This is a genomic window from Sphingomonas sp. Leaf242 (assembly GCF_001422045.1).
In the GTDB taxonomy this organism is placed as follows: Bacteria; Pseudomonadota; Alphaproteobacteria; order Sphingomonadales; family Sphingomonadaceae; genus Sphingomonas.
This window is the reverse complement of sequence record NZ_LMLW01000007.1, coordinates 499175-524775: the sequence shown is the minus strand read 5'-3', so window position 1 is coordinate 524775 and position 25601 is coordinate 499175. Positions and strand designations below refer to the sequence as shown.

At 65.1% G+C, this 25601-nt stretch carries 26 protein-coding genes and 1 tRNA gene; 11 read left to right on the top strand and 16 right to left on the bottom strand.

Annotation, left to right across the window (positions count from 1 at the left end):
- Nucleotides 1-24: 24 nt before the first annotated feature.
- The 7 genes from ASF09_RS06745 to ASF09_RS06715 form a co-directional block, all read right to left on the bottom strand.
- Complete coding sequence (locus tag ASF09_RS06745) at nt 25-612, bottom strand: retropepsin-like aspartic protease family protein (RefSeq protein WP_060525477.1); 588 nt, start codon at nt 610-612, stop codon at nt 25-27.
- Nucleotides 609-1373: an MBL fold metallo-hydrolase gene (locus tag ASF09_RS06740; RefSeq protein WP_060525476.1), complete on the bottom strand. Its 765-nt coding sequence runs from the start codon at nt 1371-1373 to the stop codon at nt 609-611. The genes ASF09_RS06745 and ASF09_RS06740 overlap by 4 nt, the downstream gene beginning before the upstream one ends.
- Entirely contained in the window at nt 1370-2161 is a 792-nt protein-coding gene (locus ASF09_RS06735) for a TatD family hydrolase (RefSeq protein ID WP_060525475.1), read from the bottom strand. Before ASF09_RS06735 ends, ASF09_RS06740 begins: the two co-directional genes overlap by 4 nt.
- Entirely contained in the window at nt 2161-3708 is a 1548-nt protein-coding gene (metG, locus tag ASF09_RS06730) for a methionine--tRNA ligase (protein ID WP_060525474.1), read from the bottom strand. Before metG ends, ASF09_RS06735 begins: the two co-directional genes overlap by 1 nt.
- A gap of 50 nt (nt 3709-3758) precedes the next feature.
- Nucleotides 3759-4736: an AAA family ATPase gene (locus ASF09_RS06725; protein WP_060525473.1), complete on the bottom strand. Its 978-nt coding sequence runs from the start codon at nt 4734-4736 to the stop codon at nt 3759-3761.
- 28 nt (nt 4737-4764) lie between these two features.
- Nucleotides 4765-5928, bottom strand: coding sequence for a D-alanyl-D-alanine carboxypeptidase family protein (locus tag ASF09_RS06720; RefSeq protein ID WP_060525472.1), 1164 nt, complete (start codon nt 5926-5928; stop codon nt 4765-4767).
- A gap of 99 nt (nt 5929-6027) precedes the next feature.
- Complete coding sequence (locus ASF09_RS06715; protein ID WP_235529688.1) at nt 6028-7044, bottom strand: lytic murein transglycosylase; 1017 nt, start codon at nt 7042-7044, stop codon at nt 6028-6030.
- A 213-nt stretch (nt 7045-7257) separates the two neighbouring features.
- Here ASF09_RS06715 and ASF09_RS06710 point away from each other — a divergent pair.
- The 4 genes from ASF09_RS06710 to ASF09_RS06695 all read left to right on the top strand — a co-directional run bounded on the left by ASF09_RS06710 (nt 7258) and on the right by ASF09_RS06695 (nt 10347).
- Nucleotides 7258-7334, top strand: a tRNA-Pro gene (locus ASF09_RS06710).
- A 206-nt stretch (nt 7335-7540) separates the two neighbouring features.
- Nucleotides 7541-9292, top strand: coding sequence for a retroviral-like aspartic protease family protein (locus ASF09_RS06705; RefSeq protein WP_060525471.1), 1752 nt, complete (start codon nt 7541-7543; stop codon nt 9290-9292).
- A 320-nt stretch (nt 9293-9612) separates the two neighbouring features.
- Entirely contained in the window at nt 9613-9948 is a 336-nt protein-coding gene (locus tag ASF09_RS06700) for a hypothetical protein (protein ID WP_060525470.1), read from the top strand.
- Nucleotides 9949-10077: 129 nt separating this feature from the next.
- Entirely contained in the window at nt 10078-10347 is a 270-nt protein-coding gene (locus ASF09_RS06695; RefSeq protein ID WP_056049042.1) for a DUF1488 family protein, read from the top strand.
- A 151-nt stretch (nt 10348-10498) separates the two neighbouring features.
- Here the strand turns inward: ASF09_RS06695 and ASF09_RS06690 are convergent, their stop codons facing one another.
- Genes ASF09_RS06690 through hisI form a run of 4 tightly spaced genes read right to left on the bottom strand, consistent with a single transcriptional unit; the run spans nt 10499 to nt 13634 of the window.
- Nucleotides 10499-12301, bottom strand: coding sequence for an acyl-CoA dehydrogenase C-terminal domain-containing protein (locus ASF09_RS06690; RefSeq protein WP_060525469.1), 1803 nt, complete (start codon nt 12299-12301; stop codon nt 10499-10501).
- A gap of 3 nt (nt 12302-12304) precedes the next feature.
- Entirely contained in the window at nt 12305-12757 is a 453-nt protein-coding gene (locus ASF09_RS06685; protein WP_056049049.1) for a MerR family transcriptional regulator, read from the bottom strand.
- Between the two features lie 32 nt (nt 12758-12789).
- Entirely contained in the window at nt 12790-13275 is a 486-nt protein-coding gene (locus ASF09_RS06680) for a hypothetical protein (protein WP_060525468.1), read from the bottom strand.
- Entirely contained in the window at nt 13272-13634 is a 363-nt protein-coding gene (gene hisI / locus ASF09_RS06675; protein WP_060525717.1) for a phosphoribosyl-AMP cyclohydrolase, read from the bottom strand. Before hisI ends, ASF09_RS06680 begins: the two co-directional genes overlap by 4 nt.
- Nucleotides 13635-13754: 120 nt before the next feature.
- Between hisI and purF the strand changes: the two genes are divergently transcribed.
- Both purF and ASF09_RS06665 read left to right on the top strand, forming a co-directional pair.
- Complete coding sequence (purF, locus tag ASF09_RS06670) at nt 13755-15212, top strand: amidophosphoribosyltransferase (RefSeq protein ID WP_056058607.1); 1458 nt, start codon at nt 13755-13757, stop codon at nt 15210-15212.
- A 16-nt stretch (nt 15213-15228) separates the two neighbouring features.
- Nucleotides 15229-15939 carry an SDR family NAD(P)-dependent oxidoreductase gene (locus ASF09_RS06665; RefSeq protein WP_060525467.1) on the top strand — a complete coding sequence of 237 codons (711 nt, stop codon included), beginning with the start codon at nt 15229-15231 and terminating at the stop codon, nt 15937-15939.
- Nucleotides 15940-16020: 81 nt separating this feature from the next.
- On the opposite strand, the gene ASF09_RS06660 is transcribed toward ASF09_RS06665, so the two are convergent.
- The 3 genes from ASF09_RS06660 to ASF09_RS06650 all read right to left on the bottom strand — a co-directional run bounded on the left by ASF09_RS06660 (nt 16021) and on the right by ASF09_RS06650 (nt 19775).
- Nucleotides 16021-17265: an SAM-dependent methyltransferase gene (locus ASF09_RS06660; protein WP_060525466.1), complete on the bottom strand. Its 1245-nt coding sequence runs from the start codon at nt 17263-17265 to the stop codon at nt 16021-16023.
- A 212-nt stretch (nt 17266-17477) separates the two neighbouring features.
- The gene (locus tag ASF09_RS06655; protein WP_060525465.1) at nt 17478-18839 is read right to left on the bottom strand and encodes a cryptochrome/photolyase family protein; all 1362 of its coding nucleotides are present in this window, start codon (nt 18837-18839) and stop codon (nt 17478-17480) included.
- Nucleotides 18840-18872: 33 nt separating this feature from the next.
- Entirely contained in the window at nt 18873-19775 is a 903-nt protein-coding gene (locus ASF09_RS06650) for a histone deacetylase family protein (protein WP_060525464.1), read from the bottom strand.
- Nucleotides 19776-19849: 74 nt separating this feature from the next.
- On the opposite strand from ASF09_RS06650, the gene ASF09_RS06645 reads away from it, so the two are divergent.
- The 5 genes from ASF09_RS06645 (at nt 19850) to ASF09_RS06625 (ending at nt 23872) form a co-directional block, all read left to right on the top strand.
- Nucleotides 19850-20332, top strand: a complete 483-nt coding sequence (locus ASF09_RS06645; protein WP_060525463.1) for an RNA pyrophosphohydrolase — start codon at nt 19850-19852, stop codon at nt 20330-20332.
- Between the two features lie 52 nt (nt 20333-20384).
- On the top strand, nt 20385-21287 hold the full coding sequence (locus ASF09_RS06640; RefSeq protein ID WP_060525462.1) for a DUF481 domain-containing protein: 903 nt from the start codon (nt 20385-20387) through the stop codon (nt 21285-21287).
- 40 nt (nt 21288-21327) lie between these two features.
- Complete coding sequence (locus tag ASF09_RS06635; protein ID WP_060525461.1) at nt 21328-22533, top strand: hydrolase; 1206 nt, start codon at nt 21328-21330, stop codon at nt 22531-22533.
- Nucleotides 22530-23546: an arginine N-succinyltransferase gene (locus ASF09_RS06630; RefSeq protein WP_060525460.1), complete on the top strand. Its 1017-nt coding sequence runs from the start codon at nt 22530-22532 to the stop codon at nt 23544-23546. Before ASF09_RS06635 ends, ASF09_RS06630 begins: the two co-directional genes overlap by 4 nt.
- Before the next feature lie 107 nt (nt 23547-23653).
- Nucleotides 23654-23872, top strand: a complete 219-nt coding sequence (locus ASF09_RS06625) for a hypothetical protein (protein WP_056049081.1) — start codon at nt 23654-23656, stop codon at nt 23870-23872.
- On the opposite strand, the gene ASF09_RS06620 is transcribed toward ASF09_RS06625, so the two are convergent.
- Nucleotides 23869-24606 carry a Crp/Fnr family transcriptional regulator gene (locus ASF09_RS06620; protein ID WP_060525459.1) on the bottom strand — a complete coding sequence of 246 codons (738 nt, stop codon included), beginning with the start codon at nt 24604-24606 and terminating at the stop codon, nt 23869-23871. The two genes, ASF09_RS06625 and ASF09_RS06620, sit on opposite strands and share 4 nt — an antisense overlap.
- A gap of 336 nt (nt 24607-24942) precedes the next feature.
- Entirely contained in the window at nt 24943-25515 is a 573-nt protein-coding gene (gene cobU / locus ASF09_RS06615; protein ID WP_268795610.1) for a bifunctional adenosylcobinamide kinase/adenosylcobinamide-phosphate guanylyltransferase, read from the bottom strand.
- Nucleotides 25516-25601 lie beyond the last annotated feature (86 nt).

Here is a 25601-nt window from a genome sequence, read left to right as displayed (position 1 = left end):
TCGATAATATACATTATGTAAAACTTACTGTTTGTTCGGCGTAAGAACGAGCGTGGCATTTTCGACCCGCCACGATCCCAGCCTCGACAGGAAGTTCATGCCGATCACGTCGGTCTCGCCGAACGCCGGCGAGGTGACGATGCCGAGGTTTGTTGCGGTGACAGTGCCGATCGTCACGCTTTTTGCAGTCGCGGTGCGCGCCGATACCGTACCGTTGGCGGTCTCGATGATCGCTGGAAACGGGCTTTTCTCGCTATCCAGACCGGCGGCCTTGGCCGTAGCGGACGACAAGGCAGTCGTCGTCGCACCACTATCGATCAGCATCCGGCGGCGGATACCGTCGATATCGACATCCGCCCAGAAATGCCCGTCGTCCGCCATGTGAATCCGGGTTTCGGTTCCGCTCACCTGCTGGTCGGAAAACATGGACTTCAAGCCAGACAGCCGGTCCCGCTGGCTCGCGATCAGCAGGCCAACCGCGAAGATCGCGACCCAGGCCAGCGCCATCTTCAGCACCGGCTTCAACGGCAATCGGCGCGCGACCAAGGCCGACAGCGGCAGGATCAGCATGACTGCGTACAGCGCAAACTGGGCTGCGCGGTCGTCGGTCATGCGGTCAGGATCAGCCCGTCATAGCCAGGCTCGACGCCGGTCGGCAGTTCATGACGCAACGTCGCATAATCCATCGTGTTGTCCATATGGATCAACGCGGTCCGCTTCGGCGTCAGGCGCTCCACCCAAGCAAGCACGGCGGGAAGTTCCATGTGGGTCGGATGCGGTCGCCGGCGGAGTGCGTCGACCACCCAGATGTCCAGATCCTGATACAGGCTGGCCATGTCGTCGGTCATCAGGTTAAAATCGGTCGCGTATCCGATCGAGACTCCGGCTGCCTCGAACCGCAGGCCGGCGGCATGGATACTACCGTGCGGCTGGTCGGTCACCGAAATATCGATCCCACCGATCGTTAACCGATCAGGCAGGACTTCGGCGGCGATCGTCGGCGGATAGCCGGGGCGACCGTGAAAGGCGTAGGTAAAGCGCGCGTCGAGCGCTGCCAGCGTGAACGACCGGGCGTAGCCACGAACAGGCTCTCCGGCTGCGTGGAAAAGTTGGCGGAGATCGTCGATGCCGTGGCAATGATCGGCGTGATCGTGCGTCCAGATCACCGCATCGACCCGGTCTACATCGGCTGCCAGCAACTGCTCGCGCATGTCCGGACTTGTATCGATCAGGATCCGCGTACCGTCATGCTCGACGATCGCGGACGCACGCGTGCGCCGGTTGCGCGGCTCGGTCGGATCGCATTCGCCCCAGTCGTTGCCGATCCTCGGCACGCCGGAGGATGTGCCGGAGCCGAGGATCGTGATCTTCATGCCGCCGCCCCTGACACCCGCGTCTTGCCGAACAGCGTGTGGAAGTTCTCGGCCGTACGGCGCGACAGTTCCTCGACATTTTCGCCGCGAAGGTTGGCGAGAAACGCAGCGGTGTCGGCAACGAACCCAGGTTCGCCGGTCTTTCCGCGATGCGGCACCGGCGCGAGGAACGGCGCGTCGGTCTCGATCAGCAGTCGTTCGATCGGCAGGCGTGCGGCGGTCTCCTGAAGGTCCCGCGCGTTCTTGAACGTCACGATCCCCGAGATCGAGATATAAAGCCCCATATCCAGCGCCTTGTCGGCGAAAGCTCCACTCGCGGTGAAGCAGTGGATGACGCCGGGATAGGCCCCCTTCCCCATCTCTTCGGCCATGATCGCGGCAGTATCATCCTCGGCATCGCGCGTATGGACGACGATCGGCAGACCGGTCTCGCGCGACGCGGCGATGTGCGCGCGGAAGCTCGCCTGCTGGCGGGCGCGGTCCGAGGTGTCGCGGAAATAGTCGAGGCCGCTTTCGCCGAGCCCTACCACACGTGGATGCCGTGCGCGCTCGATCAGCTTGGCGGCGTCCACGTCGGGATACACGTCAGCCTCGTTCGGGTGGATGCCGATCGTTGCCCAGACGTCAGGCTCGCGCTCGGCGGTGGCGACGATATCGTCCCATTCGCTCTCGCGCGTCGAGATGTTGAGCATCGCCGTGACGCCGCGCGCCCTAGCCCGCGCGAGCACCGCCTGCTGGTCCTCGACGAGGCCCTTGTAGTTCAGGTGGCAATGGCTGTCGGCGAGCATCAGGCCTCCGCAGGCAGTTCGAGACGCGGGAACACGGGTGCCGGCGGTGCGATCCGGAAATCGGAAGCAGCCACACGATCATACCAGCCGTCGTCGTCTATCGCGGCATGGTCGCGCTCGGTCGCGCCGATCTGCTCGAGCACTTTCCCAGCGGAATCCGGAACCACCGGCAGGATCGCGATCGCGAGCATGCGGATCGCGCGGACCAGCGTACGGAGCACCGCGTTCATCCGCTCGGGATCGGTCTTGCGCAGCGCCCAGGGTGCCTGCGCGTCGATATACTGGTTGCACGCGAACACACCGCGCATCCACGCCTCGATGCCCTGCGACAGCGCGAGATCGGTGAAAGCGGACTTGAACCCCGCACAGGCGACGACGACCTCCTCGATCAGTATCCCGTCGGCATCCTGGACCGTACCAGGCGTGGGAAACTCACCGCCCAAGTTCTTGGCGATGAACGACAATGTCCTCTGCGCAAGGTTGCCGAAGCTGTTCGCCAGCTCGGCGTTGACGCGGGTCACGATCGCCTCGGGCGAGTAGCTGCCGTCCTGGCCGAAGCTCACGTCGCGCAAGAAGAAATAGCGCAGCGCATCGACGCCGAACGCATCCGCGAGCGCCATCGGATCGACGACGTTGCCGACCGACTTCGACATCTTCTCGCCGCGCGTGAGAAGGAAGCCGTGGCCGAACACGCTCTTCGGCAGCGGGATGCCCGCCGAGAGCAGGAACGCCGGCCAATAGACCGCGTGGAAGCGGACGATGTCCTTGCCGATCAGATGAATATCTGCCGGCCAGTGTTTCGCCTTGTCGCCGGTCATGTCGGGATAGCCGATCCCGGTCAGGTAATTGGTCAGCGCATCGACCCACACGTACATGACGTGGCCGGGGCTGCCCGGCACCGGCACGCCCCAGTCGAAGCTGGTCCGCGAAACGGACAGATCCTTCAGGCCACCCTCGACGAAGCGCATCACCTCGTTGCGGCGGCTTTCGGGGCGGATGAAATCGGGGTTGGCGGCGAAGAGATCGAGCAAGGGTTGCTGATATTTCGACAGGCGGAAGAACCAGGTTTCCTCCGCGGTCCATTCGACCGGCGTACCTTGCGGTGAGCGGCGATCGTCGCCCTCCCCGGTCAGCTCTGACTCGTCGTAGAACGCCTCGTCGCGGACCGAATACCAGCCCTCGTAGCGGTCAAGATACAGATCGCCCGCGTCCGCCATCGCCTGCCAGATCGCGGCGCTCGCGGCGTAATGATCCTCGTCGACGGTGCGGATGAAACGATCATACGAGATGCCAAGACGGTCGGCCATCTCGTTGAAATACGACGACATTTCGTTGGCGAGTTCGCGCACGGGCATATCGCGGTCACGCGCGGCCTGGACCATCTTCAGACCGTGTTCGTCGGTGCCGGTCTGGAACAGGACGTCACGCCCGGCCTGGCGCTGGAAGCGCGCGATCGCATCGGCGGCGATCATCTCGTACGCATGGCCGATATGCGGACGGCCATTGGGATAGTGGATCGCGGTGGTGATATAGAAAGGGTCGGCCATGCCGCGCTCCTAGAGCATCACCCCGATCAGGTGAAGCCTGCGCGGGCGGATCAATGGCGCAATGTCGCGACGATCCCGGCCATCTCGAACACGGTGGCCTGCGCATCGAGCGACAGGCCGATCGCAGCGCCGGCCAGTTCGCGCGCCGCGGTGTGTGCGTCGAGCGCGGATCGCAGCGCCGGCCCCGACCGCGTCCGTGCGGCGTCGGCGATGAACGCGGGGGCGCGATCCAGGAACGCCTCGTAGCGGGGTTGCGCGGTCTTGAGTCCCAGAGCCTTGGCCAGCTTCAGCCGGCGTCCATTGTCGCGGTCGCCGTCCTGCGCGATCGCGGCGATGGCATCGTCGATCGCGGCGATGTCGAGCCCTGCATAGCGCAGCGCGCGTCCGGGCGCGCCGTCGCTGGCACGGACCAGCGCCGCGACCTCGTTCTCGTCCGCATCGGGCTGCAACGTCCGGATCGCGGTCGCGACCTCGCCGTCCGAGAGCGCCTCGAACCGCAGCAGACGACAGCGCGAGCGGATCGTCGGCAGCAACCGCCCCGGCGCATGGCTGACCAGCAGGAAGATCGTTCCCGCCGGCGGTTCCTCAAGATTCTTGAGCAGCGCATTCGCCCCGCCCCGCTCGAGATCGTCGATCGCATCGATCACGACCACGCGGCGGGGGCTCATCGACGGGGTGGTCGCAAACAACGGTTGCAGCGTGCGGACCTGCGCGATCGTGATGCTGCGGGCGAGATCCTGGTCGGGCTTCTCGGGATCCTTCGGCAGGCGCGCCAGCACGCGGAAGTCGGGATGCGACCCGGCCTCCATCAGCGACCGCGTCCTGTTCCCCTCGGGAACCGCAAGGTCGGTCGAGCCGCCATCGGGCTCGGCAGCGTCCGCCAGCATCCGCATGGCTGCGGCGCGTGCGAAACTCGCCTTGCCGACGCCCTGCGGTCCGGCGATCAGCCACGCGTGATGCAGCGAACCGCCGCGCATCGCCGCCATGAAGGCAGCCTGCGCGGCGGTATTGCCGATGATCGGCGTCATGCCGGCAACGCCGTCGGCGCCGGAGTCATCAGCCAAAGAAGCCGGTCAGCCCTGCCCATGCGCGACCGAAGAAGCCAGCGACCGCGACGTCCTTCTCGGCGACCAGCGGCATCGTCTGCTGGAGACCGTCGGACGTCGTCACGACGAGATCGGCGATATGCTGGCCGGCCTTGATCGGCGCCTTGATCGGACCCTCATAGACCACTTTGGCGGTCATCGTCGGCGAGGTGCCGGCTGGCAGCGTTACGGTCAGCGCCTTGGGGGCGACGAGCCCGACCGACGACGCGTCGCCGAGCTGGACCGCGGCGGTCTCGATCTTCTTGCCCTTCGCGACGATTGGCTTCGACTGCCATGCACGGAAGCCCCATTCCATGAAGCGGACGGACTCTTCCGCGCGCTGGCCGGCGCTGGTCAGGCCGGCGACGACCATCACCAGGCGGCGGCCGTTCTGGATCGCGGACCCGGTGAAGCCGTAACCGGCCTCCTCGGTGTGGCCGGTCTTCAGCCCGTCGGCGCCAGCGACGCGACCGAGGATCGGGTCGCGGTTCGCCTGGGTGATGGCGCTGCCGCCCATCGTCTTGCCCCAGGTGAAATCGCGCTTCGAATAGAATTGCTTGTAGAGATCGGGATAGTTGGTGATCGTGGCCGCAGCGAGCTTGGCGAGATCGTGCGCGGTGACATAGGTGACGCCGTTGTCGGGCCAGCCGTTGGCGGTGCCGAAATGGCTGTCCTTGAGCCCTAGTTCGGCGGCCTTGCGGTTCATCCGCTCGGTGAACGCCTGCTCCGACCCGGAGATACCCTCGGCGAGCACGATGCACGCGTCGTTGCCCGACAGCGTGACGATGCCGTACAGCAGATTGGCGACGCTGACGTTCTCACCCGACGACAGGAACATCGTCGAACCTGCGGAGGGACCATGCCATTTTGCCCACGTCTCAGGGCGGACGGGCATCATCTGGTCGAGCTTCAGTTCGCCCTTCTTGACCATGTCGAACGCGACATAGACGGTCATCATCTTGGCGAGCGACGCCGGCGGCATGCGGCGATTGGCGTCACGCTCGAACAGCACGGCGCCCGACGACAGATCCTCCATATACGCAATCGGCGCTGCGGTCTGGAACTGCGGCGCAGCGGCGATGGACGGGTGCGCGAGCGCAAGGGCAACGAGCGGTGCGACGATCAGCTTCTTCATGGGGTATTCCGTGAGCAAAAGGGCGGTCCGTGGGCAGGATGTGATGCAGGTCATAGCCGCGCCCGGCGACCGCGTCACGTATCCGTTGCGCGCAAATTCCTAGCGTTCGACCGCGTCGGCGAGCAGCCCGACCGACAACGCGTAGAAATTCGAGCAGTTGTAATCGAGGATCACGCGGTAGTTGCTGGTGAGCAGATACGCGGTCGCCCCCTGCCCGTCCGGCTCGAGCAGCGTCGCCATCACGCTGTCGGCGGGCAGGCTGCGGCCCTGCGGCGAGATCCCGAGTGCACGCCATTCGGCGATCGTCCGCCAGCCGCTGTGCCGCTCGAACACGCGCGGGCAGCGCGGCGATACCAAGCGGTTGCGGACTTCCGATCGGTCGAACCCGGCCGGTACGTTCACGGCGACACCCCAAGGCTGGCCTGCACGCCATCCGGCGTCGACGAAGTAGTTGCCGATCGATGCCAGCGTATCCGCCGGGCTGTTCCAGATGTCCGCGCGCCCGTCGCCATCGCCGTCGCGGGCGAGGCGGAGATAGATCGAAGGCAGGAATTGCGGATTGCCGGTGGCGCCTGCCCAGCTCCCCTTCAACTGGTCGCGCGTCACGCCGCGATCGAGCATCTTGAGCCCGGCGATGAACTCGCCTGCGAACAGCGACCGGCGCCGCCCCTCATAGGCGAGGCTGGCGAGCGAGCGCAGCAGATCGAAATCGCCGGTATAGCTGCCGTAATTCGTCTCATGCCCCCAGATCGCGACCATGATCGATTCGGGTACCCCCGTCGTCTGTTCGATCCGCTGCAACCGCGAGCGTTGTGCGAGATAGTTCTGGCGACCGCGTGCGATCCGCGCCGCGTCGACATGCTGGATCCGATAGGGAGCGAACGCCGGCACTGCGCTGGGGTTCGCGGCACCCGGCTGCTGGCGGTCGAGATCGATCACCCGCTGGTTGAGCGTCAGCGTGGGAAACACCGCGGCGGCGGTCCGCGCGCTCACGCCGTCAGCCAGCGCCTGCTGACGAAGCGTTGTCATATACGCCTGGAACCCGGCATCGTCCTGCGCCAGCGCGGGGCTGCTCCCCGCCATCATGGCGATAACGCCGATGAAAATCCTGCGCATCCGCGCCGCTGCTGTCGATGAGCCACCCATTGGCCGGCTGTGCCACAGGGAGATCGCGATCGGAACCTCGTATCGTCGCGCGATCGACACGTTCAACCTCGCACACCCGGATCCCCCGCCTGCGCAATTCCTGCGCGATCCGCCACCGGCGTGTCACACAAAGATCATAACGCGCTTGCGCATCCCGCCGACTACGCCTAACCGCAGCGCCGTCGGGGAGTGGCGCAGGCTGGTAGCGCACCTGGTTTGGGACCAGGGGGTCGCAGGTTCGAATCCTGTCTCCCCGACCATCGTTTTCGGAACATCCTGTACCGAGACGCTTTCGGCCATAGCCGAGACGAGCAAGCCCCGTTGCAGGCTCGAAAACCCACGATCTCATCCTGTCGCTGCGTTTTCAGACACGCGAAACTGCCGATTGCATTTGCGAAGTCGTCGCGCGATGACACGCGCACCATCGGTCAATTCCGACGGCAGGCGTGTCTTTCAGGGGCGGTGTATGGCATTCAAAACCTTGGCGTTTGCTGCTTTCGTGCTTCTGGCCCCTGCCCCTGCATCCGCCGCATGTCAGATTGGCAAGATGCTGGAACTGCCGGTGACGATGGCAGGCCGTCGGCCGATGGTGACCGCACAATTCGGCGGACGCGATGCGCGCATGATCCTCGACAGCGGTGCGTTCTACAGCATGATCGCGCGTGCGACCGCCACGGAGTTCGGACTGAAAGTCGATTCGCTTCCCGGCAATTTCCGGTTGAAAGGCATCAACGGCGACGCATCCGCTGGATATGCCATGGTCCAGAACCTGACACTGGGTGGCGTGACGGTCCCCAAAATCTCGTTCGTCGTCGGTGGCAGCGACACCGGAACGGCGGGTTTGCTCGGCCAGAACATCCTCGGTCTGCGCGATGTCGAATACGACCTGCCCCACGGGATGGTCCGGCTGATGGTGGCGAAGGATTGCGGCAAGGCGAACCTCGCCTATTGGTCCGGCGACAGGCCGGTATCGACGGTGAAGCTCAGCGGGTCGGAGACCGGGCCGTTCAAGCCGCACACCATCGGCACCGTCCTCATCAACGGCCACGCAGTTCGCGCGGTGTTCGATACCGGGGCGCCATCGTCGGTCATGACCCTGGCGGCGGCCAAGCGCCTGGGCGTGACCCCGAACTCGCCGGATGTCGTTGCGGATGGCATGAGCAGCGGGATCGGATCACGCCAGCTGCGCTCGTGGTACGCGCCGTTCGACACGATCGATATTGGTGGCGAACTCATCAGGAAACCCAAGATCCGTATCGCCGAACTGACCCTGGTCGATGCCGACATGCTGATCGGCGCCGACTTCTTCCTGACGCACCGGGTCTTCGTGTCGAACGCGATCCGGACGATGTTCTTCACCTATGAAGGCGGACCCGTGTTCGGCCTGTCGCCGTCCGGCGCGCGCAGCGCCGACGGCAAGGCAATCGATCTGGCCGACAAGGGGGCCGAACCGACCGATGCGGCTGGATACAGCCGGCGGGGCGCGGTCCTGGCGTCGAACCGGAAACTCACCGAGGCGCTTGCCGACTTCGACAAGGCGGTCGCGATGGCGCCGAACGAAGCCCGGTATTATCAGCAACGTGCGATGGCCCGTCTCGCCAATCGGCAGATGCTGCCAGCCTTGTCGGACCTCGATCATGCCATCACGCTCGCGCCAGGCGATGGAGACGCGCGTATTGTCCGTGCCGGGCTGCGGTTGAGTGGTGGCGATCGCGATGGCGCGACCGCGGATATCAAGGCGGCGGATGCGTCGCTCGCGCCCTCCTCCGATCGTCGGCTGGCACTTGGGGGACTGTATGACCGGATCGAGATGCCGGCGGCCGCGCTGGTGAATTACGATCAGTGGTTTCGAGCACATCCCGAGGACGCTGCGCGATCGACGGCGTTGAACGGACGGTGTTGGGCGCGTGGCCAGCTTAATCGCGAACTCGACAAGGCGCTGTCGGACTGCAACGCCGCACTCAGGCTGATTCCCGGCAATGCGGCGTATCTGGACAGCCGGGGGCTAGTCCGACTGCGTCGCGGCGAGTTCGACGCCGCGCTCGCGGACTATGACGCCGCGTTGAAGATCAGTCCCCGCAACGCCTGGTCGCTCTATTCGCGTGGCGTGGCCGCCGCGAAGGCCGGCAGAGCGAGCGAGGCCGCAAGCAACAAGGCCGCGGCACTGGCGATCGCCCCCCATGTGGCCGATCGCGCGAAAAGGATCGCGCTCGAATAAGGCGCGCCTCGAAGGTTCAACTCTTCGTCGTTTTGCGCCTCTGCAAGCCAAGCGTCCCCACCCGCGTGCGCACCGCGCTGACCGTCCTGCCGAAGGACTCGGCTATTTCGGCGACGTCGACACCCGACTTATATTGTTGAACAAGCTGCCGATCGGCTTCTGGAAGCCAGCATTCATGTCCCATGACGATCCTCCTCCGATTCCTAGCTACGGACGCGCGCGTGCGTTGGATGCGGTGGTCTCACTTTCGGCCGTCACTGCCGGATGGGAGGCTCGCAAACCATTTACTCGGACCCACGAAGTGCGGATAAGCTGTTCGCATGGAAAATACTGTATCGCCGCTCGACCTGTTCACGCGTCTAGAGATCGCCATCGTGGAGCGTAACGAAGCCGCCGAGGCTTTCGACGTCTTCAAGCAGGATGCTGCGATGGCGCACGCGCCCGATCCGGGTGCCGCGCCAACGGTGTCGAGTGACGATGCGGCCGAGATGGCGGCGCAGGAAGCCGCCACGTTCACGGCCGAGACCGACGCCTTGTTGCACGGCGCGTCGGATGCGGAGTTGCTCGACGCGTATCGGCAGTCGGGTGGCGACATCGGCAACCCCGTTGCCGAGGCGGTGTTGGGCGAGATCAGGCGCCGCGATCTGTCGATCTGAGCGCCTTCGCATCCAGCCGAAGGCGGTGACATCGATTGCGATCGGTCATCGACGTTCGCGATGGCAGACGACGGCTTGCGCTGTCGCCCGAGGGCAGGCAGTAGACGCGTGAATCCAAGGAGTTCCAGCATGGCAAACAGTCTCGAAATCGACCAGTCGAGCGTCGTCGATAACGACGTCGAGAAGCAGATCGAATTTACCGGCGAGTTCGACGGCGACGAATATGAGTTCGCGGTGAAATACGCAGTTCTCAAGGAACTCAGTGGCGACGAGCCCGAGGACGACGGCATCGAGCTGTTCAACCGCTTCAACGACGACATCATCGACGCCTGCCTTGCCGCGATCGAGCGCAAGCCGTCGGCAACCACCGTCGTCGTTGACGAGAACGATCTGGAATAAGCCGGCAGTCGCGGCATGGCGGCTCACCGGGTGATCGTAGCGCTGTCTGCGCTGCGACTGATACGAATACGGCCTGCTCACCCCGAAGGGTGGCAGGCCGTTTTCGTGTCAGCCCTGGGCCGCATCCGCGAGCCCAGGCCGATCACGGCGATCAGGCCGCCATGAACATCTCGGGCGGCAGCGCCATCAGCGACTCCGCCCCGCCCTCGATCTTCCGACGCAGCGCGCCCGCATCCGGCAGGATCCGCTCGGCGTAGAAGCGCGCGGTCACCAGCTTGGCATCGAGGAACGCGGCCTCGCCCTCGCCCGCCGCCTTCAGCTTGGTCGCAGCGACCGCCATCCGCAGCCACATCGTGCCGACCGCGACGATCCCCATCAGGTGCATGTAGCTGACCGCGCCGGCGCCGACGTTCTCGGGGTTCTTCATGCCGTTCGCCATGAACCACATCGTCGCCGCCTGAAGCTGGCCGTTCGCCTTCTCCAGCGCCTCCGCGAATACAGCCGTCGCCGGATCAGCCTTCGCCGCGGCGACGTCGTCCGCCACCAGCTTGAAGAACGCCTGGATCCCACGCCCGCCATTCTGCGCGAGCTTCCGTCCGACCAGATCCATCGCCTGGACGCCGTTGGTGCCCTCGTAGATCATCGCGATCCGCGCATCGCGGACATACTGCTCCATGCCCCACTCGGCGATATAGCCATGGCCGCCGTACACCTGCTGCGCGTTGGTCGCGATCGCATAGCCCATGTCGGTGCCGTATCCCTTGATGACCGGGGTCAGCAGGCTGATGATGTCGCCAGCGAGCTGACGCTCTTCCTCGGTCTCGGCGTGATGTTCGAGATCGGCCTGGAGCGCAGTCCACAGGATCAGCGCGCGCAGACCCTCGGTCAGCGACTTGCCCTCCATCAGCATGCGGCGGATGTCAGGATGAACGAACAGCGTGTCTGCCTTCTCCTGTGGCTCCTTCGGCCCGGTCAGCGCGCGACCCTGGCGGCGGTCCTGCGCATACTGGACGGCGTTCTGGTAGGCGACTTCCGCCACCCCAAGCCCCTGGAGACCAACGCCGAGACGCGCTGCGTTCATCATGATGAACATCGCGGCGAGGCCCTTCATCTCCTCGCCGACGAGCCAGCCGGTCGCCGAGTCATAGTTCATCACGCAGGTCGAGTTCGCGTGGATGCCCATCTTTTGCTCGATCGACCCGCACGTGACGCCGTTACGCGCACCGAGCGAACCGTCTTCCTCGACCAGGAACTTCGGCACGACGAACAGCGAAATGCCCTTCGAGCTGTCCGGCGCGCCCGGCGTCTTGGCCAGCACGAGGTGGATGATGTTCTCGGTCAGGTCATGCTCGCCCGACGAAATGAAGATCTTGGTGCCGGTGATCGCGTACGATCCATCCGCCTGCGGCTCGGCCTTGGTACGGATCAGGCCGAGATCGGTGCCGCACTGCGGCTCGGTAAGGTTCATCGTCCCGCCCCATTCGCCCGACACCATCTTCGGCACGTACATCGCCTTCTGCGCGTCAGACCCCTTGGCGATCAGCGCGGCGATCGCGCCGTGCGTCAGGCCGGGGTACATCGCGAACGCCATGTTCGACGAGATCATGTATTCCTGAAACGCGGTCGACACGACGTGCGGCATGCCCTGCCCGCCATATTCGGGCTGGTTGCCGAGCGTCGCCCAGCCGCTCTCGACATACTGCTTGTACGCTTCCTTGAAGCCGTCCGGCGTCGTTACCGAGCCGTCCTCGTGCCGCGTGCAACCCTGCTGGTCGCCCGACAGGTTGAGCGGGAACAGCACTTCGGCGACGAACTTGCCGCCTTCTTCGAGCACCGCGTCGACGACGTCGGGCGAGGCCGCATCGAAGCCGGGGAGGTTATTGTAGCGATCGAGACCGACGACATGCTCGAGGACGAAACGCGTGTCGCGGACGGGGGGCGTATACTGGGGCATGGTTTATCCTTGGTTGTCCTGGGCGCGGCTCACTTCGAGGAGGGCCACGAAACTGGTGAGTTCGTCGATGGCGAGATCGATGTCGCGCTTCTGTGCGGTCAGCAGCGCGATCCGCGCCTGGCTGCGCTCGATCACGACCTGGCGCTGCGCACGGCGGCCATCGCCGAGATCGTAGAGGTCGATCATCTCGCGGATCTCGCCGAGGCTGAACCCGACGCGCTTACCGCGCAGGATCCACGCGAGCCGCGCGCGATCACGGTGCGAATAGATGCGCTGCGTCCCGCGACGCTCGGGCGCGATCAGGCCCTCGTCCTCGTAGAACCGCAACGCCCGCGCGGTGACGTCGAACTCGGCCGACAGGTCGGAGATCGTGAAGCTCTCGCGATCATGCCGCGGCTCGATCACCGCGTAGGATTGCGGGGTCGCCTGCAATCGAGGGGATGCTTGTGTCGCCATCCCCGGAGAAATAACTCTCGTTTACGTCAACGTCAATTGCCGCAAAGCAACTTTCCCTTAGTTGACCGTAGCGTCGCCGCCTCCGATCGCGATTCGCTGAGCCGGCCGACGGTCAGTGCCGCGAGCGACGCGCGGCCGGTGCAGAGGGACTCGCAGGCTTCGGGGACTTCGGCCGGGAAGACGATCCGATCGCCGTCGAACTGTGCGTCGAACTTGCACGCGCCGAACGCGAGTTTCAGCGCATCGCCCGCGCGCTCGACCGTCCCCGATCCGGCACACGTTTGGTCCTCGCCATAGTCGACGCTAACGCCGATCCGTGCGGTCTTCTCGGCGCCGACGACGCAGACCCGGTCCGTATCGCGCGCCCACGATCCTTGCAGCGGCGCGTTCGGGTCGGGCACGATCCCCGCCGTCTCGGCCGCAGCCTCGAGCCGAGCCCCCGCGCTGTCCGCCACAGCAGTCGCCGGCTCCCGCCCACACCCGTCGAGCATCAGCGCGAGCAGCAGCACGCGCTTCATTCGGCCGGCACCAGTCTGCCCCCTTCGATCCGCCGGAAGAAGCACGTCCGCTCGCCGGTATGGCACGCCGGCCCCGCCGCATCGGCGATCACCCACACCGCATCCTGGTCGCAATCGATCCGAAGCTCGGCGACGCGAAGCACGTTCCCCGACGTCTCACCTTTCTTCCAGAGCTTTTCCCGACTGCGCGACCAGAAATGCGCCTCGCCGGTCGCCTGCGTCTCCGCCAGCGCCTCCGCATTCATATGTGCGACCATCAGCACGTCGCCCGATACGCGATCGGTGACGACCGCGGTCAGGAGTCCGGCGGAATCGAATTTCGGATCGAGCGTCAGGCCCGTGTCGCGGCTGTGTGTCATGGCCTGGATATACCCGAAACCCGGCCCGATGCGACCAGCGGCGCGCAATGTTATTACAAACAGGCGACAAGCCGGCGATCCGCTCGTATAGGGCAGCTTCCGCACGACGTGAGAACCGGCATGCTGACGACAAACCCTTATGATGACGACAAACTCCGCGAAGAATGCGGGGTGTTCGGCGTTTCGGCCACCGATGGCGCAGCCGCGCTCGTAGCCCTGGGGCTGCACGCGTTGCAGCACCGCGGCCAGGAAGCTGCCGGAATCACGACCTTCGACGGCGCACATTTTCACACGCACCGAGCGATGGGGCACGTCGCCGGCAACTTCGACCGCGACGACGTCATCCGCTCGCTGCCGGGCACCGTCGCCTGCGGGCATGTCCGCTATTCGACGACTGGCGAGACCGCGCTGCGCAACGTCCAGCCGCTCTATGCTGAGCTGTCGACCGGCGGCTTCGCGATCGCGCATAACGGCAACATCTCGAACGCGATGCGACTGCGGCGCGAACTCGTACGGCGCGGCTCGATCTTCCAGTCGACCAGCGATACCGAGACGATCATCCACCTCGTCGCGACCTCGAACTACCGCACGCTGCTCGACCGCTTCATCGACGCGCTGAAGCAGATCGAGGGGGCGTATTCACTGATCGTGATGACGCCGGAGGGCATGATCGCCTGTCGCGATCCGCTCGGTATTCGCCCCCTCGTCATGGGCAAGCTCGGCGACGCGGTGATCTTCGCCTCCGAGACGGTCGCGCTCGACGTCGTCGGCGCCACCTTCGTCCGTGCGATCGAGCCGGGCGAACTGGTTATCGTCCAGGGCTCCGAGATTCGCTCGATCCGCCCGTTCGCACCGATGGCGGCGCGGCCGTGCATTTTCGAATGGGTGTATTTCTCGCGCCCCGATTCGATCGTCGACGATCACTCGATCTATTCGGTGCGCAAAGCGATCGGCGCGCAGCTCGCGATCGAATCGCCGGTCGATGCCGACCTCGTGATCCCAGTCCCCGATTCGGGCACGCCGGCCGCGATCGGCTATGCGCAGCAGTCGGGCATCCCGTTCGAGCTCGGCATCATCCGCTCGCATTATGTCGGGCGCACGTTCATCTCGCCCGGCGACAAGGTCCGCCATCTCGGCGTGAAGCTGAAGCACAACGCCAATCGCGCGCTGATCAAGGGCAAGCGGGTCATCCTCGTCGACGATTCGATCGTCCGCGGCACGACCTCGCTCAAGATCGTCGAGATGATGCGCGAAGCCGGTGCGGCCGAAGTCCATATGCGGATCGCCAGCCCACCGACGCGGCATTCGTGCTTCTACGGCGTCGACACGCCCGAGCGCGAGAAGCTGCTCGCGGCCAAGCTCGATCTCGGCGGCATGACCGGCTTCATCCATGCCGACAGCCTTAACTTCATCTCGATCGACGGCCTGTACAAGGCACTCGGCGAGGCGAAGCGCGCGGATGTCCGCCCGAAATATTGCGACGCGTGCTTCACCGGCGACTATCCGACTACGCTGACCGACCATGACGAAGGCTCGGAAGTCGATCAGTTCGCGATGCTCGCCGAACGCGTCATCTGATACTCGCGGAGCGTATATGACGGACAAGCCTCTCGAAGGCCGGCTGGCGCTGGTCACCGGTGCCAGCCGCGGCATCGGCGCCGCAACCGCGATCGCGCTCGCGGCAAAGGGCGCGCATGTCGTCCTGACCGCGCGCACGCCGGGTGGTCTAGAAGAGGTCGAGGCGACGATCCACGCGGCCGGCGGCTCGGCGACCATCGCCCCGCTCGATCTGGCCGAGAGCGAAGCCATCGCGCGGCTGGCGACGGCGATCAGCGACCGCTGGGATGCGCTCGACATCCTCGTGCTCAACGCGGGCATGCTCGGTTCGCTGTCGTCGGTCCCCGCGATCGATCCGAAGGAGATGGCGCAAGTCCTGACGCTCAACGTCAGCGCGCAGGCGGCCATGATTGCAGCGTTCGACACGATGCTGAAGAAGGCAAAGTCTGCGCGGGTGATCGGTGTGACCTCCAGCGTAGGGCGCAAGCCTCGCGCGTATTGGGGCCTCTACGGCGCTTCGAAGGCTGCATTCGAGACGCTGCTCGGTGCGTATGGCGACGAGATGGCCGAGATCAGCGCAATCCGCACTGCGATCGTCGATCCCGGCGCAACGCGGACGAAGATGCGCGCGCGCGCTTATCCGGGCGAAGATCCGAACTCGGTCAAGGAACCGACTGTCGTGGCCGACCGCATCGTTGCGCTGGCGATCGAAGGCTTCGAAGCCGGTCACTTCGAGCGGGTCGGCTAAGCGTTCTCCTGCGCAAGCAGGAGCCCAGGATCACAACCGCCACCGCCTGTTACCCTGGGTTCCTGCGTTCGCAGGAAAACACTACCGCTTCACCAGCGTAACCTGCGCGACATCGATCCCGCCGCCGAGAAACCCTCCCTCGCAGTACATTAGGTAATAGCGCCATAACGCTACGAACCGCGCATCGAACCGCGCCGGCAACCGCCCTTCCGCAACCGCGGCATCGAACGCAACTCGCCACCGCCGCAACGTCTCGGCATAATGCAGCCCGAACCCGCGCCGGTCCTCCCACACGAGCCCCCGCGCCTCCGCAAGCGCGCGAAACCGCGGCTCGGACAACAGCATCCCGCCCGGAAACACGTAGCGCTGGATGAAGTCGACACTCCGTGAATAGGAGTCGAAGATCGCGTCGTCGATGGAGATATACTGCAACGCCGCCCGCCCGCCCGGCTTCAATGCGCGCGCGATCGCGTCGAGATACACCGGCCAATATTCCTCGCCCACCGCCTCGACCATCTCGATACTCGCCACCGCATCATAGGTCCCGGTGACGTCGCGGTAGTCGGTCAGTGCAACGCGAACACCGCCGAGGCCTGCCGCTGCGATCCGGTCGTCGACTTGCCGCTTCTGCTCGGTCGACAACGTCAGCGCGTGCACACCGACACCTACGCGCGCCGCCATTTCGGCGAAAGATCCCCAACCGCAGCCGATCTCCAGGATCGTATCGCCCGCCCGCGCCCCGGTCCGGTCGAGGATCGCACGCAGCTTGGTCGCCTGTGCCGCCTCATGCGGTTCGGCATCGTCCATCGGCTCAGCGAAGATCGCGCTAGAATAGGTCAGGCTGAGATCTAGCCATGTCTCGTAGAAGTCGTTGCCAAGGTCATAATGCGCGGCGATATTCCGACGCGAGCCGGTCGGATCGTTGCGTCGCATCCGGTGCCACGCTCGCGCTGCCAGCCGCGCCACGCCGCCCGACCGTGCCGAACTCCCGAGCGAGCGGCGGTTGCGCATGAACAGGTCGAATAGCGGCACCGGATCGGGGCTCGACCAATCGCCTGCCGCCCAGCCTTCGTACCAGCCGACCGATCCCGCAGTCGTCAGACGGACCAGCGCGCGCCAGCGGTGCACGGTCACGACGGGCAAAGGCCCCGGAGCCCGACCGCCGATCAGCCGCCGCGTGCCGTCGGGCAAGTGCGCGTCTATGCCGCCGCTCTCCAGCCCCGCGTCGATCCGGTCGAGCAAACGGTGAAACACCGGCGCGACGAGGCGCGCGACCGTGGAACCTTGCGCGGCGGGCACATCTTCAAAAGCGGGAACGGCAGTCATCGCGGCGCTCCATGCAACAGGGGCCGCGGCGAGGAAAGAGGCGTCGGCGCGGAAACGGCTGGAACGCGATCACCTCGCCAACCTCGCAACGTTCCCCCCTCCCTGAAAGGGAGGGGACGGGGGTGGGTAGGCCGGTTCTTGCAAGCGACGGTCGACCAGGCGGACCCCAACCCACCCCCAACCCCTCTTCCAGGAGGGGAGCAGATGCGACCCTAGCGTGCGTGCCGCCCAGCTTCGAGCGCCCGCTCCCGCCCTTCGCGGTGGCCGACGATCTTCGCTGGGTACGCCTTCGGCCGGCAACCGGACTCGTCAGGATCATGAATCGCTTCGCCGGTCACCTTCGCCAGTTCCGGCACCCACTCGCGAATATAGTCCCCTGCATCGAACTTCTCCGACTGCGACAGCGGCGCCATGATCCGCCCGAACATGTTCGAATCCACTCCGGTCCCGGCGACCCACTGCCAGTTCACCGAATTATTCCCATAATCCGCATCGACGAGGCAGTCCCAGAACCAGCGCTCGCCCTCGCGCCAGTCGATCAGCAGATGCTTCACCAGGAAGCTCGCCGTGATCATCCGCACACGATTGTGCATCCAGCCGGTCGCCCAGAGCTGGCGCATCCCGGCATCGACGATCGGATAGCCGGTCTTGCCCTCCTGCCACGCCTTCAGGTCCGCCTCGGCCTCCTTGCCAGACCGCCAAGGAAGCTTGTCGAACTTGGGCCGACCGTTCGTATCGCCGTAATCCGGCATCGTCAGCACGACGCCATCGGTGAAATCGCGCCACGCCAGTTCCTTACGGAACGTCGTCGCATCGCCGTGCCCGTCGACCGCATGCCACACCGCACGCGGCGAAATCTCGCCGAAATGGAGATGCGGCGACAGGCGCGAGGTGCCCTCGATCGACGGCATGTTGCGATCGACGTCATAGGCTTCGACGATCGGCACCATCGCCTTCGCATTCTTCAGCGCCTGAGCCTCGCCCGGCGTCCAGTCGCCGAACCCAGTCGACCAGTCCGGCTTGGTCGGCAGCAGATCCCAGTCCGCGAGCGTCTCGCTCTTCGGCCATTTCGACGGCGCCAGGATAGTGCGCGGCGCAGGCTCGGGGTCGCCCGGCGGCATCATCTGGTTCAGTGCCTTCCAGAACGACGAATACACCTTGAACTGTCCGCCCGACCCCGTCTTCACGTCCTCGACGCTAGCAAGATGGTTGCCGTCATGCAGGCACAGTCGATCGCCGAGCGCTGCCTCGGCCTTGCGCCACCATGGCTCGTAATGGCGGATCGCATGCACGTGTTCCGCGCCGGTTTCTTCCATGAGCGCCGTCAGCACCTCGACCGCGTTCCCGCGCCGCAGGATCAGCTTCGATCCCTTGTCGGCAAGCGCCTTGGCGAACGCGTCAAGCGTGTGATGCAGCCACCAGCGTTGCGCGCCGCCCATCTTCCATTTGCCCGGCGCGTCGTCGTCGATGACATAGACCGGGATCACCGGCCCCGCATGCGCGGCGGCGATCAGCGCGGGTTGATCGTGAAGGCGGAGATCCTGGCGCAGCCAGAGAAGCGTTGGAGTCGTCATCGCATCCCCAACGCAGCAACCCGCGATCCAGCATCACGCCGCTGCGAAAGTTTCCCCCAGCGTCATGATCGCCGCCACATGCCGCTCGGCGATCGCCAGCGCGTCCTCCCCATATCCGCCGCCGACGGTGCTCGCGAGCGGCACGCCGCGCGCAATCGCGAGGCGAGCGACGAGCCGTTCCCGCTGCGCCAGACCATCCAAGGTCAGCGCCAACCGCCCGAGCCGATCGCCCTCGAACGGATCCACGCCAGCCTGATACAGAATCAACTCCGGCCGGAACTCGTCGAGCAAAGGCACCAGGGTCGTCTCCAGCGTCGCCAGATACGCCTCGTCGCCCACCTTGTCCGGCAACGGCACGTCGACCGTCGAACGCGCCTTCCGCACCGGAAAGTTCTTCTCCGCGTGGATCGAATAGGTCGCGATCTCCGGCCGTCCCGCAAGCAGCGCCGCAGTCCCGTCGCCCTGATGCACATCGCAATCGACGACGAGCACACGCGCCACCCGCCCCTCGTCGATCAGCCGCGCCGCCGCCACCGCGAGATCATTGAACACGCAGAACCCCGCGCCAGTATTCGCCAACGCATGATGGCTCCCACCCGCCGTATTCGCCGCAAACCCGTGCTCCAGCGCGAGACATGCCGCAAGCCAGGTCCCGTGTGGCACGATCGCCGCACGCGACGCCACCGCCGCCGTCACCGGAAACCCGATCCGCCGCTCCTTATCCTTAGGCACGTCCGCCCGGAGCACCTCAGCGACGTAGTCTTCGTCATGCACCGCTTCCAGCCACGCGGTCGGCGTCGTCTCGGCGCGGTGCCATGCGACAGCATCTCCCTTTTCGAGCAACAGGTCGCGGATTAGCCCGTTCTTGTTCCAGCGATAGGTCGAGCGCGCGGGCGATGGCGTGACATAGTCGGGATGGTGGACGACATGGATCATGCTCCGTAGGTAGGAGCGCGCTGCCCGACCCCCAAGTTGCCCGACCCCCAAGCACCTGCGTTGCGGAGACTATTTTGACCGACGTTTCGACCCTGCCCTACCGTCCCTGCGCCGGCATCATGCTCATGAACGCGGACGGCAAGATCTTCGTCGGTCAACGCAACGATTCGCCGCTGGAGGCATGGCAGATGCCGCAGGGTGGGATCGACCCCGGCGAGGACGCCGAAGCCGCCGCGCTGCGCGAGCTCGGCGAGGAAACCGGAGTCATGCCGGACAAGGTCGAACTGATCGCCGAAGCGCCCGGCGATTTCGTCTACGACCTCCCCCCCGAGTTGCTCGGCAAGGTGTGGAAAGGCAAATGGCGTGGCCAGACGCAGCGCTGGTTCCTCTACCGCTTCCTCGGCACCGACGCAGACGTGAACATCGCCACCGACCACGAGGAATTTCGTGCGTGGCGCTGGAGCGATCCCGCCGACCTGCCGCGGCTGATCGTGCCGTTCAAGAAGGCGCTCTACGAACAGGTACTCGCCGCCTTCGCGCCACATCTCGGCGCATAACCGCGTCGTTGCGCAGTTCCCAATCGGTTGCGCGGCCGTTACGGAAACCGGCGTGCGTCGCTTACTCTGCCTCATCCTCGCCCCGCTGTTGCTCGCCAACGCGCCCGATCCGCAATCGGTCATGATTCCCGAGACGATCCGCGCGATGCTGGACGCCGCGCTGGAGGCGGGCAACGAGGCCGACGTCGCGACGATCGCGAAATATGCACGCGCCGCCGACCCGCTCAGCGGCGACGCGGTGCTCGCGGTCGCGGAAAAGTGGAAGGCCGATCGCGCCGAACAGCGAACTCAGGTGATCCGCCAAGCCAGCTTTCTCGACCTGTGGAGCGGCAAGGCGGAGGTCGGCGGCTATCTGACGACGGGCAATTCGAACACGGCAGGCGGCACCGCGGTGATCGATCTCGCCCGCGAAGGCCTGCGCTGGCGTCAGAAATTCCACGCCCAGGCCGATTATCAGGAAAATCTCAACATCACGACGCGCGAGCACTACCTCGCCTCGTACGAGCCCAACTACAAGATCGACGAACGCGCCTATATCTACGGCGTCGCGCAGTATGAAGGCGATCGGTTCCTCGGCTATTTCAACCGCTATTCGACGTCGGTCGGTGCCGGTTACAGCGTGATCAAGACCGCCGGGACCAAGCTCGATCTTGAGCTCGGGCCGGCCTATCGCTACACCGAATTCACCGACAATACCGAGCAGAGCAGCATCGCCGCGCGCGGCACCGCGAACTTCAGCATCCGGATTCTCAGCGGGCTGTCGGTCAGCCAGGTAGCGTCCGCCTATGTTCAGCGCTACAACAGCACGCTGAGCGGCACGACGGCGCTGACCGCCAAGCTGATCGGTCCGCTCTCCGCCGCACTGTCGTACAACGTCCAATATGAAAGCGAACCGCCGCTCGGCTCGGTTTCGACCGACACCACCAGCCGCGCCTCGCTGGTCTACAGCTTCTGACGCTGTTCCCACACGCCCCTGGCCTCGCTAGGGTCGCGCGATGAGGGGACTTTCAACTATCGAGCGCGATGCCGTGGACGCGGCGCGCGCGGCACCGATGCTCGCGCAGGTCGAGGCCTGGGCGGCGGTAAACAGCGGCACGCGCAATCTGGCGGGGCTGGCGACAATGGCGGCCCTGCTCGGCGACGCCTTCGCGCGATTGCCGGGCGAGGTCACGCTGGTCAAGCCGACCCCGGTCGACAGCGTCGGATCGGACGGCGTCGTATCCTCGCTCCAGCACGGCAAGCATCTGCATTTGGTCGTAAGGCCTGAAGCGCCGGTGCGGATGCTGTTCACCGGGCACATGGACACGGTCTATCCGATCGATCACGCGTTCCAGTCGCTTCGCTGGCAGGACGATGGCAGTCTCAACGGTCCCGGCGTCGCCGACATGAAGGGTGGCCTCGCGGTGATGCTCGCCGCACTCACCGCGGTCGAGGCGAGCCCGGCGGCGGTGCGGATCGGTTACGACGTGGTGATCAACTCGGACGAGGAGACCGGCTCGTTCTCGTCCGCCGCGCTGCTCGCCACCGCCGCGCAGGGTAAGGTGGCGGCGCTCACCTACGAACCCGCGCTCGCCGACGGTACGCTGGCAGGCGCGCGCGGCGGTACGGGCAATTTCTCGATCATCGTCCGCGGCCGGAGCGCGCACGCCGGCCGCAACCCGGACGATGGCCGCAACGCGATCGTCGCCGCCGCCGATATCGCGGTACGGCTGGCGAAGGTCCGCGGTCCGCGTCTGGCGGTCAATCCGGCACGGATCGAGGGCGGCGGGCCTAACAACGTCGTCCCCGACCTCGCCATCCTCCGCATCAATTTCCGCCCCGCGACGCTCGACGAGATCGCGCGCGCGCAATCGCATATCGAGTCCGCGGTCGCGATGGTCGCCGCCGAACACGACGTCCGGATCGAGGTTCATGGCGGTTTCAACCGCCCACCCAAACCGATCGATGCCGGCGCCGCGCGATTGTTCGAGCTGGTGAAGGGCTCCGGCAGCGATCTCGGCCTCGACATCGCATGGAAAGCGACCGGCGGCGTCTGCGACGGCAACAACATCGCCGCGGCGGGCGTGCCGGTGGTCGACACGATGGGCGTGCGCGGCGGCGCGATCCATTCGGTGGACGAATTCATGATCCCCGACAGTCTGGCCGAGCGCGCGGCGCTATCGGCCGTCACCATATTACGTATCGCGGAGGGCCGTTTGTGAGTTTCAGGATCCGGGCCGCGGTCGACGACGATCTCCAGCATCTCTACGAAATGGCCAAGCTCACGGGCGGCGGATTCACCAACCTGCCCCCCGATCGGCGCGCGCTGACCGCCAAGCTCGAACGCAGCCACGCCGCGTTCGCGCGGACCGACGGCCCGGTCCAGGACGAACTGTTCGTGCTGGTGCTCGAGAATGTCGCGACGAAGGAAGTCCGCGGCACCTGCCAGATCTTCACGCAGGTCGGCCAGAGCTACCCGTTCTACAGCTACCGGATCGGCCAGCTCACGCAGCACAGCCGCGAGTTGAACCGCACGTTCCGCGCCGACATGCTGACGCTCGCCACCGACCTGGAGGGTGCAAGCGAAGTCGGCGGGCTGTTCCTCCACCCGGGCGAACGCGCCGGTGGCCTGGGCCTGTTGCTCGCGCGCAGCCGTTATTTGTTCATCAAGATGCACCGCGCGCGCTTCGCCGACCGCATCCTCGCCGAACTGCGTGGGGTGATCGACGAAGCGGGCGGTTCGCCGTTCTGGGACGGTCTCGCCGGGCGGTTCTTCGGGATGAATTTCCAGGACGCCGACCAGTTCAATGCGATCAACGGCCACCAGTTCATCGCCGACCTGATGCCCAAGCACCCGATCTACACCGCGATGCTCACCGAAAGCGCGCGCGCCGCGATCGGCCTTCCCCACCCTTCAGGTCGTGCGGCGATGCGGATGCTCGAGAACGAAGGCTTCGCGTTCGAAAACTATGTCGACATCTTCGACGGTGGCCCGACGATGACCGCGCGCACCGACCGGGTCCGCACCATCGCCGAAGCGCGTCAAAGCCGGATTGCCGCGATAGATGGCGGCGGCGGTGAGCAGGATCTGGTCGCTACCGGACACCTCGCGGATTTTCGTGCAGCCTTCGGCGATGTGCGCGAGGCTGACGACGGGATCGTGTTGGCCGGAGACTGCGCCGAAGCGCTAGCGGTTGGCGAGGGCGATACGGTCCTGCACGTCAGCCGCATCTGACCTTGCGACGATCGCCAATGCGTCGGGTTAATTTACAATTAACCATCTGATTCCGCTTGGGATCGACAGAATTCGGCCACTGGCACGGCTCTTGCTGTTTTCGCGACATGTGGACCAAATTTGCCCGCCTGTTCGTCGTCAAGACCAAGTTCGAGGCGTTCCTCGTCATCTATGGGCTGGGGCTCGGCGCGGTCGAGCGCGGGATGCATTACCTCCAGCAATACCCTGGTTATGGTGGTTGGCTGTTATTCGCAGCCTGCCCCATCGCGGTCTTCATGGCCGGCGGGCGGTTGATCGACTCGGTGGACCCGTCGCGCGATCGCTAACCGCGCTGCTGGGATAGGTGCAGATAGCGCGTCGAGAAATCAGCAAGCTCGCGCAACGCATCCCAGCGCGGAAAGCTGATCCGGCGTCGGTTTCGCGAGATCAATCCATCGGATTCGAGCGACTTGATCGTCCGGTTTACATGCACCGCGGTCAAACCCAGCGCATCGCCTAGCTGCTCCTGGCTCATCGGCAATTCATAGCCCTCGGGCCCCGTCAGCCCCTGCATATCGAGGCGGATCGCAAACTCGCAAAGGAAGTGTGCGAGCCGTGACCGTGCATCGCGGCGGCCCACGTTCAGGATCCATTCGCGAAAGATCGACGCCTCGACCAGCGTGTTGATGAAGATCGCATTGCCGATCGACGCGCGCGAGCGCGCCAGCTCGCGCAGCGCGGGCCGCGGGATCGTCGCGACATCCGCACGGGTCAGCGTCTGGACGTTGTGATCCGCAACATCGAGAAAGAGGTGCTGAAAATCGAGCGCCTCGCCTGGAATGTGCATCGACACGATCTGTCGCATGCCCGACCCCGTGAGTTTCTGGCGATAGGCGAACCCCGTCAACAACACCGCGCATTGCGCCGGCGCATCGCCCTCGCGCACCAGATACGACGAGGCCTCGTAGGTCCGGCAGGTGTAGGGAAGCGCGAGCAGCGCCGACCGATCGGCGGCATCGAGGACCGCGTGCGTCTCGAGTTTGCGGACCAACAGCGACAGCGGTCCGGAGGTTGAACTCATAAACGTATTCCCGCAAAAATCGGGGCGGGAGCACAAGCCTCTCTCGGTCGTCAGAGCCCAAGCATCGGCTGACGATAAACGATAATAACATAGAAGGACGCCCGCTATTCACACATATCTTACGAAATATAAATATTACCAAAATAAATATCGCGCGGGCTGGCTTTAGGATTCTCTGCGATCAGATCAAATTATAGAGGCGAATCACTGTTACGATAATCGCGTAATTATGGAATTTAAGCGCGATATATCGTGACGCACAGCCCTTATTTGGGCTCCATTTTCGTTGAGGGCGTCACGATTTCGGTCTGATCATTCATCCCGAAAGATCGTGGATTATCGATGAAATGATTGCGCGGGCGAAACGCCCTTCCACCGCTGGACCAGTCCCGCGAATACCATATCGACGGAGTCGACCTGCGCAGCGAGGCGCTGATGCAGCCGGCCGGCTTCGTCGCGGAACCGCCGGGCAAGGGCATTATCGGGGACGATTCCCATCCCCACCTCGTTCGACACGAACACCGCCCGGCCCCGCATGCTGGCGATCACCGCCAGCAAGTCGACGGTTCGCGCCTCGATATCGTGGTCGCCGAGCAGAAGGTTCGTCATCCAGAGCGTCAGACAGTCGACCAAGATGACGCTGCCCGCGCCATCGGCGTCCGCCAACGCCTCGGAGAGCGCGATCGGCGCCTCCACGGTGCGCCAGCGCGCGTCGCGGTCCGCGCGATGACGGACGATACGATCGACCATCTCGTCGTCAAAGGCTTGCGCCGTCGCAACATAGACCAGATCACCGCCCTGTGCTGCGGCGTGTTCGGCGGCCTGTTCGGCCATCCCCTGCGCATGGCGACTCTTGCCAGAGCGCGCCCCCCCCAGGACGAACAGGCTTTTGCCGAACGACGCGTCCACTGAATACATTTCCACCCCTTCGCGCTTGCAGCGCGTCAGCGGAATGACGATGACGCCCGGAAGATCAAGCGAAAGCCCGTCTGATC